Source organism: Curtobacterium sp. B18 (genome assembly GCF_000333375.1).
Classification (GTDB): Bacteria; Actinomycetota; Actinomycetes; order Actinomycetales; family Microbacteriaceae; genus Curtobacterium.
On sequence record NZ_BACZ01000078.1, the window covers coordinates 1 to 10,991 of the forward strand.

The following is a 10,991-nucleotide window of genomic DNA, read 5'->3' on the forward strand; positions in this document are numbered from 1 at the left end:
GCAGCGGTTCGCGGCAGCCCGAGTTCGTCGTGAACTTCTTCGAGTTCATCGCCCAAGAGGTGCGCGAGCTCCTCGCCGAGCTCGGCTTCCGGTCCCTCGAAGAGGCCATCGGGCACGCCGACGCCCTCGACGTCGACCGCGCGGTGGAGCACTGGAAGGCCGCCGGCCTCGACCTCGAGCCCGTCCTCAAGGGACCGCACTTCGACGCCGACGAGCCCCGTCGGCACCTGCGCGACCAGGACCACGAGCTCGAGCAGCACTTCGACGTGCAGCTCATCCAGCAGACGTCCGACGTGCTCGAGCACGGCGGGACGATCGCGCTCGACCTGCCGATCCGGAACACCGAGCGCGCGGTCGGCACCATGCTCGGGCACGAGGTCACGCTGCGCCACGGCGAGAACGGACTCCCATCGGGCTCGATCGACGTGACGCTGCGCGGGTCCGCCGGACAGTCGCTCGGCGCGTTCCTGCCCGCCGGGATCACGCTCCGGCTCGTCGGCGACAGCAACGACTACGTCGGCAAGGGGCTGTCCGGCGGCGAGATCGTCGTGCGTCCCGACGCCGGCAGCGGGTTCGACCCCGCGCAGAACGTCATCGCCGGCAACGTCATCGGCTACGGCGCCACCCAGGGCAGCATGTTCATCCGCGGCATCGTGGGTGAGCGGTTCCTGGTGCGCAACTCCGGTGCCACCGCGGTCGTCGAGGGGGTGGGGGACCACGCGCTCGAGTACATGACCGGTGGCCTCGCGCTCATCCTGGGCGAGACCGGCCGGAACCTCGGTGCCGGCATGTCCGGCGGGACGGCGTACGTCCGTGGGCTCCGCGACGAGCACGTGAACACCGACGCACTCGCGTCCGGCGAGCTCCGGCTCGAGCCGCTCGACAGCGCCGACGTCGAGATCGTGAACGACCTGCTCGCGCGGCACGCCGCCGAGACCGGGTCGACCCTCGCGAGCGAACTGCTCGAGGCCGGTGACCTGAGCGACTTCGTCAAGGTGCTGCCGCGGGACTACGCGGCCGTGCTCGAGACCCGACAACAGGCCGTCGACGAGGGGCTCGACCCGGACGGCGACGTGGTGTGGAACCGCATTCTGGAGGTGACCGGTGGCTGACCCGAAGGGCTTCCTCAAGGTGCAGGAGCGCGAGCTCCCCGCCCGACGACCCGTGCCCGTGCGACTCATGGACTGGAAAGAGGTCTACGAGCAGCAGGAGTCCGGCGCGCTCAAGCGGCAGGCCGGACGCTGCATGGACTGCGGCGTCCCGTTCTGCCACCAGGGGTGCCCGCTCGGCAACCTCATCCCCGAGTGGAACGACCTCACCTGGCGCGGCGAGGGCCGACAGGCGATCGAGCGGCTGCACGCGACGAACAACTTCCCGGAGTTCACGGGTCGGCTCTGCCCGGCACCGTGCGAGGCGTCCTGCGTGCTCGGCATCAACCAGCCCCCGGTGACGATCAAGCAGGTCGAGGTCTCGATCATCGACGAGGCGTTCCAGAACGGCTGGGTCACTCCGCACCCGCCGGAGCGCCTGACCGGCAAGACGGTCGCGGTCGTCGGGTCCGGCCCCGCCGGCCTCGCCGCCGCCCAGCAGCTGACGCGCGCCGGCCACACCGTCGCGGTCTACGAGCGCGACGACCGGATCGGCGGTCTGCTCCGCTACGGCATCCCGGACTTCAAGATGGAGAAGCGCCAGATCGACATGCGCCTCGCCCAGATGCAGGCCGAGGGCACCCGCTTCCGCGCGGGTGTCGAGATCGGGCGCGACATCACGTGGGACGACCTGAAGTCCCGCTACGACGCGGTCGTCGTCGCGACCGGCGCCACGGTGCCGCGCGACCTGCCGATCCCCGGGCGCGACCTGGCGGGTGTGCACTTCGCCATGGACTACCTCGTGCAGCAGAACAAGGCGAACGCCGGCACGACCGTGGACAACCAGGTCACCGCCGAGGGCAAGCACGTCGTCGTCATCGGTGGTGGCGACACCGGAGCCGACTGCATCGGCACCGCGCACCGACAGGGCGCGCTGAGCGTGACGAACCTGGCGATCGGCAAGCAGCCGCCGCTGGAGCGTCCGTCCGACCAGCCGTGGCCGATGTTCCCGACCGTGTTCGAGGTCACCAGCGCCCACGAGGAGGGCGGTGAGCGGCACTACCTCGCGTCCACCGTCGAGTTCCTCGCGAACGAGGCCGGCGAGGTCCGGGCGCTCCGCGTCGCCGAGACCGAGTACCTGGACGGCCGTCGTGTCCCGAAGTCGGGCACCGAGCGCGAGATCCCCGCTGACCTCGTCCTCGTCGCGATGGGCTTCACCGGGCCCGAGACCGACACGCTCGAGCCGCAGCTCGGGCTGCCGGTGACGGTGTCCGGCGCTGTGGCACGCCAGGCCGACTACACCACGAACGAGCCGGGCGTCTTCGTCGCCGGTGACGCCGGCCGTGGGCAGTCGCTCATCGTGTGGGCGATCGCCGAGGGCCGCGCCGCCGCCGCGAAGGTGGACGAGTACCTCGAGGGCTCGACGATCCTGCCGGCCCCCGTCAAGGCCACCGACCGTGCCATCTCCGTCTGACGTGGGCGCGCACGTGATGCTCACCCACTCGTGAGCGACCGCCACCAGCACTCGATAGGGTGCTGGTGGCCTCGCTTCGTTCCGCGCGGCCCCACAGCGCGGAGCCCCAAGCACCATCCACCACCACGAAGGAATCCATGNAGACGCGCAAAGATCGTTTCGACGCTCGGACCGGCTACGTCGGAGTACGAGACCGTCAAGGAGATCATCGAAGCGGGCGTCGACGTCGCCCGCCTCAACCTCAGCCACGGTGACTACAGCGTCCACGAGGCCAACTACGAGAACGTCCGTCGCGCCGCCGAGGAGCTCGGCAAGCCCGTCGCGATCCTCGTCGACCTGCAGGGTCCGAAGATCCGCCTCGCGAAGTTCGCCGACGGCCCGCACGACCTCGCGGTCGGCGACGTGTTCACCATCACCACCGAGGACGTCCCCGGCTCGAAGGAGATCTGCGGCACGACGTTCAAGGGCCTCCCGCAGGACGTCCAGCCCGGCGACCCGCTGCTCATCGACGACGGCCGTGTCCGCCTCCGCGTGCTCGACACCGACGGCGTGCGCGTCCGCACCGAGGTCGTCGTCGGCGGCACGGTGTCGAACAACAAGGGCATCAACCTGCCCGGCGTCGCCGTGAACGTCCCCGCGCTCAGCGAGAAGGACGAGGCGGACCTCCGTTGGGGCATCCGTCAGGGCGCCGACCTCATCGCGCTGTCGTTCGTGCGGAACGCCGCCGACGTCCAGCGCGCGCACGAGATCATGGACGAAGAGGGCAAGCGCCTCCCCGTCATCGCGAAGATCGAGAAGCCGCAGGCGGTCGACGCGCTCGAGGAGATCATCGACGCCTTCGACAGCATCATGGTCGCCCGCGGTGACCTCGGTGTCGAACTCCCGCTCGAGGCGGTCCCGATCGTGCAGAAGCGTGCCGTCGAGCTCGCCCGCCGCATGGCGAAGCCCGTCATCGTCGCGACGCAGATGCTCGAGTCGATGATCTCGTCCCCGATCCCGACCCGCGCCGAGACCTCCGACGTCGCGAACGCCGTGCTCGACGGCGCGGACGCCGTCATGCTGTCCGGCGAGACCAGCGTCGGCGAGTACCCGGTGCAGACCGTCCGGACCATGGCGCGCATCGTCGAGTCCACCGAGGACCACGGCCTCGAGCGCATCGCGCCGCTCGGCACGAAGCCGCGCACCCTCGGCGGCGCGATCACGCTCGCCGCGGTCGAGATCGCCGAGTTCACCGAGGCCTCGTACCTCTGCGTGTTCACCGAGTCCGGCGACTCGGCCCGCCGCATGTCGCGTCTGCGTCACGGTCTGCCGATCATCGCCTTCACCCCGAACGAGGCGACCCGTCGCCGCATGGCGCTCACCTGGGGCGTCCGTTCGTTCCTCGTCGAGCGCAAGACCCACACCGACGAGCTCTTCTCGCAGGTGGACGACGTCCTCCTCGAGAACGGTCTCGCCGCGCCCGGCGACCGTGTCATCGTGACGGCCGGTTCGCCTCCCGGCATCGAGGGGTCGACGAACGACCTGCGCGTCCACCGCGTGGGCGATGCCCACGCCGAGGCCGCTCCGGCCTACGTGCGCGACTGACGTCCGTCGCGTCCCGACAGGGCGCGGACAGGAGGCACGGTGCGGCGACGCACGCAGCCTCCGGTCCGCGCCCTGTCGCGTCCCGCCCCGCGGCCGCCGCGACCACGCGGCTCCGCGAGCGGGCAAGATGGCCGGTGTGAGCCTCCAGTCCCGACCCACCGCCCAGCGCACCGACGTCCGACGCTGGCGCCGGTACCTGGCCGACGAGCGGGCGGAAGCCGCCGTCTACCGCAACCTCGCCGCCAGGCGCGACGGCGAGGAGCGCGAGATCCTGTCCGCCCTGGCCGAGGCCGAGGGGCGGCACGAGCAGCACTGGCTCGACCTGCTCGGTGACGACGTGGGCCGCCCGCAGCGCGGCAGTCTCCGCACCCGCGTGCTCGCCTCGCTCGCGAAGCGGTTCGGGTCGGTGTTCGTCCTCGCCCTCATGCAGCGTGCCGAGGACCGATCGCCGTACGCCGACGACGCCGACGCCACCGCGACCATGGCGGCGGACGAGCGGATCCACGGCGAGGTCGTGCGCGGACTCGCGAACCGCGGGCGGATGCGCCTGTCCGGCACGTTCCGCGCGGCCGTGTTCGGCGCGAACGACGGCCTCGTGTCGAACCTGGCGCTCATCATCGGTGTCAGCGCGTCCGGGGCCGACCGGCACTTCGTCCTGCTGAGCGGCATCGCCGGCCTCCTCGCCGGGGCGCTCTCGATGGGCGCGGGGGAGTACGTCTCGGTCCGGTCCCAGCGGGAGCTGCTCACCGCCTCCGCCCCGCACCCCGAGGCCGGCCGTGCCGTCGCGGACCTCGACGTCGACGCCAACGAGCTCGCCCTCGTCTACCGAGCCCGGGGCATGTCCGAGACCGAGGCGCAGCAGCACGCCGACGACGTCCTCGGCGGTGCCACGGTGACGGGGACCGCGTCGGTCGACGACCACGAGGCGATCGGCAACGGCATGAGCGCGGCGATCTCGAGCTTCTGCTTCTTCGCGTCGGGGGCGATCATCCCCGTGCTGCCGTACCTGTTCGGGCTCGAGGGGTGGGCGGCGATCGCGGTGGCGGCGGTCCTCGTCGGGATCGCGCTGCTCGGCACCGGTGCCGTCGTGGGGGTGCTCAGCGGGGCGTCGCCGCTCCGGCGGGCGCTCCGGCAGCTCGCGATCGGGTTCGGTGCCGCCGCGGTCACGTACGGGCTCGGCCTGCTGTTCGGGACGGGGAGCGCCTAGCCGACCGGCGCACACGGCCCCCGGACCGTGCGGGGCCTGGCGGGGTGCCGTTACCGGCGGAGGGCTGCCCGGGGCGGGAGCAGCAGCAGGGCCGCGGCGCCGACGACGATCAGCGCGATCCCGGAGAAGACCATGAAGACGGTCAACGCCAGGCCCGGCGCGACGAGCACGACCACGCCACCGAGGATCGAGAGCACGCCGCTGACGACGGACGGGATCCGCGAGGACCCGGGGTGTCCGACGAACGCGCCCACCAGCGACGCGATCCCCTCGACGATGAAGCCGACGCCCGCGAGTACCGCGTAGACGAGGAGCGGGACGGCGGGGTCGAGCAACGTCACGAGCCCGGCGACGCCGACGAGTCCGCCGACGATGCCGGACGTCCACCGCCACACCGACGGGGTCCCGTGGCCGCGCACGGCGGCGAACACGCGGAGGGCACCGGCGACCACGAGGTACACGCCGAAGAGCAACGCCACCACGACGAGGGACGGCCTGGGCCAGACGATCGCGACGACGCCGAGCACGACGGCGACGATGGCGGTGACGACGACGAACACCCGGAACGTGCGGACGGCACGAGAATCCACGAGCACTCCTCCCTGTCAGGTCTGCTCGCAACGACGCTACCTCGACCGGCCGGGGTCCGTTCGGGCCGCCGGGTGCAACCGGGATGCAACCGGATGCAACCCCGACGGTCGTAGCGTTCGGGCAGGCGCGGATCCAGCGCCCCGACAGCGTCGTCGAAAGGTGTCCACCATGACCATCGCACCGTCCCCCTCCACCTACGCCGCACCCGGCGAGGAGGGCTCACTCGTCTCGTTCCGCTCCCGGTACGACCACTACATCGGCGGCGCGTACGTCCCGCCGGCCGGGGGTCAGTACTTCGAGAACCCCACTCCCGTCACCGGCAAGGTCTTCACCGAGATCGCCCGCGGGGACTCCACCGACGTCGACCGGGCGGTCGAGGCCGCGTGGAAGGCCTTCCCCGCCTGGGGCCGGACGAGTGTCGCCGAACGCGCCGAGATCCTCAACCGCATCGCCGACCGGATGGAGCAGAACCTCGAGTCCCTGGCCGTCGCCGAGACGTGGGAGAACGGCAAGCCCATCCGCGAGACGATCGGCGCGGACATCCCGCTGGCCATCGACCACTTCCGCTACTTCGCCGGGGCGATCCGAGCGCAGGAGGGGTCGACGGGGGAGATCGACCACGACACCGTGGCGTACCACTTCCACGAGCCACTCGGGGTCGTCGGCCAGATCATCCCGTGGAACTTCCCGATCCTGATGGCGGTGTGGAAGCTCGCACCCGCCCTGGCCGCGGGCAACTGCGTCGTCCTGAAGCCCGCCGAGCAGACGCCGGCGTCCATCCACGTCCTCATCGACCTGATCGGTGACCTGCTCCCCGCCGGTGTGCTCAACGTCGTGAACGGCTTCGGCATCGAGGTCGGCGCACCACTCGCGCAGCACCCGGACATCCGCAAGGTCGCGTTCACCGGCGAGACGACCACGGGCCGGCTGATCATGCAGTACGCCTCGCAGAACCTCATCCCGGTGACGCTCGAACTCGGCGGCAAGAGCCCGAACCTCTTCTTCGCCGACGTGGCCCAGGAGAAGGACGCCTTCTACGACAAGGCGCTCGAGGGCTTCGCCTTCTTCAACCTCAACCAGGGCGAGGTCTGCACGTGTCCGTCCCGAGCCCTCGTGGCGAAGGAGATCTACGACGGCTTCGTCGCCGACGGCCTCGACCGGGTCCGTGCGGTCAAGCAGGGACACCCGCTCGACCTCGCCACGATGATCGGGGCGCAGGCGTCGAACGACCAGCTCGAGAAGATCCTGAGCTACATCGACATCGGCAAGCAGGAGGGCGCGAAGCTCCTCACCGGCGGCGAGCGGGCCGACCTCGGTGGCGAGCTGTCGGGTGGCTACTACGTCCAGCCGACCGTGTTCGAGGGCGACAACTCGATGCGGATCTTCCAGGAGGAGATCTTCGGCCCCGTCCTCGCACTGACGTCGTTCAGCGGCTACGACGACGCGATCTCGATCGCCAACGACACGCTGTACGGCCTCGGCGCCGGGGTGTGGAGCCGCGAGGCCACCACGCTCTACCGCGCCGGCCGCGACATCCAGGCGGGTCGTGTGTGGGAGAACACGTACCACCAGTACCCGGCGGGCGCGGCGTTCGGCGGCTACAAGCAGTCCGGCATCGGGCGGGAGAACCACAAGATGATGCTGGAGCACTACCAGCAGACGAAGAACCTCCTCGTGTCCTACGCCGAGGGTCCGATGGGCTTCTTCTGATGCCGCACACCGACGACCGGCCCACGACCGCCCGGGTGGCCGTGACACCGGCGGCGGCGGCGCTCCTGGGCTCCCTCGCCGCCCGGCACGGCCCGCTGATGTTCCACCAGTCGGGCGGGTGCTGCGACGGCTCCAGCCCGATGTGCTACCCGGTCGGCATGTTCACCACCGGCTCCGGCGACGTGCTGCTCGGCGCGCTCGAGGTCGACGGCATCGCGCCCGTCGAGGTCTACATGTCCCGCTCGCAGTTCGAGTACTGGAAGTACACCCACCTCACGATCGACGTCGTGGACGGCCGAGGCGCCGGGTTCTCCCTCGAGGTGCCGGAGGGCAAGCGGTTCCTCACCCGGTCCCGGATGCTCGACGAGGGCGAACTCGCGGATCTCGGCCTCGTCGGCCCTGGCCCGCGCGCGGCACCCGACGTAGGCTGACCGCACCGGTCGCGACGACGCGACGGGGACCGGACAGGAGGGCGCATGCGCGAACCGTCCGGTCTCCGTCCGCTCGTCGCCGCGTCCTGGCGTCGCTCCGCCCGCGTCGACCCGGACGCCGTGCCGACGCCCTCGCTCGGCGAGGACGAGCTCGACGCGCTCCGCCGCGCGGGCCCGCTCGGCACGGCACTGCCGGTCGTCCGTCGGCTCCTGCTCGACGACGTCCGCTCGGCCGGGTGCGTCGTCGCGGTCGCCGACGCGACGGGTCGGCTCGTCTGGGTGGACGGCGCACGGTCCGCCCGGCGCGCGGCGGAGGGGATGGGGTTCGTCCCCGGCGCCGACTGGGCCGAGGACCGAGCCGGGACGAGCGCCCCCGGGACGGCGCTCCGGCTCGGGCGCGCGGTGCAGATCCACGCCGAGGAGCACTACGCGACCGCGGTGAAGGGGTTCTCGTGCACGGCCGTCCCGCTCCGCGACGCCGCCGGCACGGTCGTCGGCGCGCTCGACATCACGGGCGACGACCGCGCGGTCGAGCGCCACACCCTCCCGCTCCTGACCGCGACGGCCGCGGCGGCCGAGGCGGAGCTCGCGCTGGCGGCCCTCTCGGCACGGACCACCCGTCCGGGACCCGTCGCGTCGGCGGAGCTCACCCTGCTCGGCGCCGACACCGCGACGCTGCACGTCGGCACGCGGTCGACCAGGCTGTCCGAGCGGCACTCGGAGATCCTGGCGGTGCTCGCAGCGAGCCCCGAGGGGCTGGCGGCCGCGGACCTCGCGGTCGCGGTCTACGGCGATGCGCGCGCCGTCCAGACGCTGCGCGCCGAGGTGGTGCGCCTCCGGCGCGTCCTCGCGCACCACGGGCTCGACGCGCGGCTCACGTCCAGGCCGTACCGCCTGCAGGGCATCCGCACCGACGTCGAGACGGTGCTGTCCGCGCTCGACCGCGGGGCGCGCCTCCAGGCTGTCGACCGCTACACGGGACCGGTCCTGCCGGGTTCCGCGTCGCCGGGTGTCGACGACCTGCGCGACCGGGTCCGGTCACGGTTCCGTGAGTCGCTCCTGCAGGACGGCGGCGTCGACGCGCTGCAGGCCTGGGCGCGCACCGCGGACGGCGCAGCCGACGAGCAGGTGCTGCTGGCGCTGCTCGCGGCACTGCCGCGTCGATCGCCGCGGCGCGCGAGCGTGGTGGCGGCGATCGAGGCGATCGAGCGTCCCTGAGGGCTCCGCCGGTCGGGAGGCGCGGCACGCGTCGGTCCGTCGGCCGACGGCACGCGCCTCCCGCGGCGGGTGCGGGGTGCTCAGGACCCGGTCGTCGGTTCCGGCGTCGAGGTGGCGTCGGACCCGGGAGCGGCGGGCGGGGTGGGTGCCGTGCCGTCCTTGGGCGGGGTGGGTGCCGTGCCGTCCTTGGGCGGGGTGGGCGCCTTCCCGTCGGCGAGCGGGCCGGCGACGCATCCGGGGGCGGAGCCCGCGGCGCCGTCCTTCGTGCCGGGGCCGGCGGCGGGACCGTCCGTCGGGGCTCCGGTCGGGGCACCGGTCGGGGCGCCGCTCGGGCCGGCGGTCGGCGCGCCGGTCGCGGCCGAGCTCGGTGCGGCGGGGGCGGCCATCGCCGCGCTGACCCCGATCCCGCCGAGGACCAGCACGGCCGCCGCGGCGGAACCGATGCCGACCGCCCGGAGGGTCCGGCGACGCGTGGTGGGCTGTTCGTCCTGCATGGTGATCTCCTGTTCGTCCGTCGGTCGACCGGGGCGGTCCGCCGACGAGGACGACGGTCGGGTTCGAATCTGAAGCAGGACTGAAGCATCTGCTGCGCACAGGGGTTCTCCAGCTCGTTCCATGCTCCGTGCTGGCGGAACCGCCCTACCGTGGCCGCCGTGAACGCACCCGCACGCATCCTGGTGGTCGAGGACGACGACTCCCTCCGCACCGCCGTCGTGACGACCCTCCGCGCCGAGGGCTTCACCGTCGCCGAGGTCGCCGACGGCCGCTCCATCGCGGCCGACCTGGACCGCACCGCCCCGGACCTCGTCCTGCTGGACTGGATGCTCCCCGGGCCGAGCGGCATCCTGCTGGCCGCCCGCATCCGCGCCCGCTCGGACGCCGCGGTCGTGATGACCACCGCGCGCGACGAGCTCGACGACCGACTCCGCGGCTTCGCCGAGGGTGCCGACGACTACGTGGTGAAGCCGTTCGCGATGGCGGAGCTCGTCGCCCGCGTCACGGCCGTGCTGCGGCGGCGCGGGCGGGTGCCGTCCGTGATCGAGGTGGGCGACCTCGTCCTCGACCCCGACGGGTCGACGGTCCGGCGTGGCGGCGTGCTGCTCGACCTGACCGCGACCGAGTTCCGGCTGCTCCGGTTCCTCGCCGAGAGCCGGGGGCGGACCGTGTCGAAGGGGCAGATCACGACGCAGGTCTGGGGCTACGAGGACATCGCCCCGAACCTGGTCGAGGTCCACCTGAGCGCGCTGCGGCGGAAGATGGAGGCGCACGGTCCACGGCTCGTGCACACCGTCCGCGGCCTCGGGTACCGGCTCGCCGTCGACCGGGGTGCAGCGTGATGCGCGACGGTCGGCTGCGCACCACCTCGCTGCGCCTGCGGACGGTGATCGCCATCCTCGTGCTCCTCACCGTCCTGCTCACGGCCCTCGTCGTCGCGGTCGAGGCCGTGCTCGGCGCCCGTCTGACCGCCCAGGTCGAGGACCGTCTGCGCGACCGCGCCTCGGCCGCCGCCGCGCTCGTCGGGGTGCTCGACGCGAGCGACCTCGCCGACCGTTTGTCCGCCCAGGGACTCTCGGTGCGGATCGTCGAGCCCGACGGCGCCGCGGTCGAGGCCGGGCCCAGCCCGGAGCAACTCCGGAAGGGTCGCCCGATCCGGGCCACTGCCGGGGCCGGCACCGCGGTCGGCGGGG

At 72.5% G+C, this 10,991-nt stretch carries 8 protein-coding genes and 3 pseudogenes; 9 read left to right on the top strand and 2 right to left on the bottom strand.

Annotated elements, in window-relative coordinates:
* The 4 genes and pseudogenes from I5E_RS02190 to I5E_RS02205 all read left to right on the top strand — a co-directional run.
* Nucleotides 1-1,112: pseudogene (locus I5E_RS02190) on the top strand (glutamate synthase subunit alpha); the annotation flags it as partial.
* Nucleotides 1,105-2,562 carry a glutamate synthase subunit beta gene (locus I5E_RS02195; RefSeq protein ID WP_022905552.1) on the top strand — a complete coding sequence of 486 codons (1,458 nt, stop codon included), beginning with the start codon at nucleotides 1,105-1,107 and terminating at the stop codon, nucleotides 2,560-2,562. The pseudogene I5E_RS02190 and the gene I5E_RS02195, both read left to right, overlap by 8 nt.
* 141 nt (nucleotides 2,563-2,703) lie before the next feature.
* Nucleotides 2,704-4,146, top strand: a pseudogene (gene pyk, locus I5E_RS02200) (pyruvate kinase); the annotation flags it as partial.
* Between the two features lie 127 nt (nucleotides 4,147-4,273).
* Complete coding sequence (locus I5E_RS02205) at nucleotides 4,274-5,353, top strand: VIT1/CCC1 transporter family protein (RefSeq protein WP_022905554.1); 1,080 nt, start codon at nucleotides 4,274-4,276, stop codon at nucleotides 5,351-5,353.
* Nucleotides 5,354-5,403: 50 nt separating this feature from the next.
* Here the strand turns inward: I5E_RS02205 and I5E_RS02210 are convergent, their stop codons facing one another.
* Complete coding sequence (locus I5E_RS02210; RefSeq protein ID WP_187290445.1) at nucleotides 5,404-5,943, bottom strand: HdeD family acid-resistance protein; 540 nt, start codon at nucleotides 5,941-5,943, stop codon at nucleotides 5,404-5,406.
* A gap of 169 nt (nucleotides 5,944-6,112) precedes the next feature.
* Between I5E_RS02210 and exaC the strand changes: the two genes are divergently transcribed.
* The 3 genes from exaC to I5E_RS02225 are packed head-to-tail and all read left to right on the top strand — an operon-like array spanning nucleotide 6,113 to nucleotide 9,303.
* Nucleotides 6,113-7,654, top strand: a complete 1,542-nt coding sequence (gene exaC / locus I5E_RS02215; RefSeq protein WP_022905556.1) for an acetaldehyde dehydrogenase ExaC — start codon at nucleotides 6,113-6,115, stop codon at nucleotides 7,652-7,654.
* On the top strand, nucleotides 7,654-8,085 hold the full coding sequence (locus I5E_RS02220; RefSeq protein ID WP_022905557.1) for a DUF779 domain-containing protein: 432 nt from the start codon (nucleotides 7,654-7,656) through the stop codon (nucleotides 8,083-8,085). Before exaC ends, I5E_RS02220 begins: the two co-directional genes overlap by 1 nt.
* A gap of 45 nt (nucleotides 8,086-8,130) precedes the next feature.
* Nucleotides 8,131-9,303: a GAF domain-containing protein gene (locus I5E_RS02225; RefSeq protein WP_022905558.1), complete on the top strand. Its 1,173-nt coding sequence runs from the start codon at nucleotides 8,131-8,133 to the stop codon at nucleotides 9,301-9,303.
* A gap of 80 nt (nucleotides 9,304-9,383) precedes the next feature.
* Here the strand turns inward: I5E_RS02225 and I5E_RS02230 are convergent, their stop codons facing one another.
* Nucleotides 9,384-9,797, bottom strand: a complete 414-nt coding sequence (locus tag I5E_RS02230; protein WP_022905559.1) for a hypothetical protein — start codon at nucleotides 9,795-9,797, stop codon at nucleotides 9,384-9,386.
* A gap of 159 nt (nucleotides 9,798-9,956) precedes the next feature.
* Between I5E_RS02230 and I5E_RS02235 the strand changes: the two genes are divergently transcribed.
* Nucleotides 9,957-10,640, top strand: a complete 684-nt coding sequence (locus I5E_RS02235) for a response regulator transcription factor (protein ID WP_042723507.1) — start codon at nucleotides 9,957-9,959, stop codon at nucleotides 10,638-10,640.
* Nucleotides 10,640-10,991: pseudogene (locus tag I5E_RS20970) on the top strand (sensor histidine kinase); the annotation flags it as partial. The gene I5E_RS02235 and the pseudogene I5E_RS20970, both read left to right, overlap by 1 nt.

What these genes read in the sequence shown, in the direction of transcription:
- I5E_RS02220 (WP_022905557.1), top strand. Translation starts at nt 7,654, where the DNA reads ATGCCGCACACCGACGACCGGCCCACGACCGCCCGGGTGGCCGTGACA.
- exaC (WP_022905556.1), top strand. Translation starts at nt 6,113, where the DNA reads ATGACCATCGCACCGTCCCCCTCCACCTACGCCGCACCCGGCGAGGAG.
- I5E_RS02225 (WP_022905558.1), top strand. Translation starts at nt 8,131, where the DNA reads ATGCGCGAACCGTCCGGTCTCCGTCCGCTCGTCGCCGCGTCCTGGCGT.
- I5E_RS02230 (WP_022905559.1), bottom strand. Translation starts at nt 9,797, where the DNA reads ATGCAGGACGAACAGCCCACCACGCGTCGCCGGACCCTCCGGGCGGTC.
- I5E_RS02205 (WP_022905554.1), top strand. Translation starts at nt 4,274, where the DNA reads ATGGCCGGTGTGAGCCTCCAGTCCCGACCCACCGCCCAGCGCACCGAC.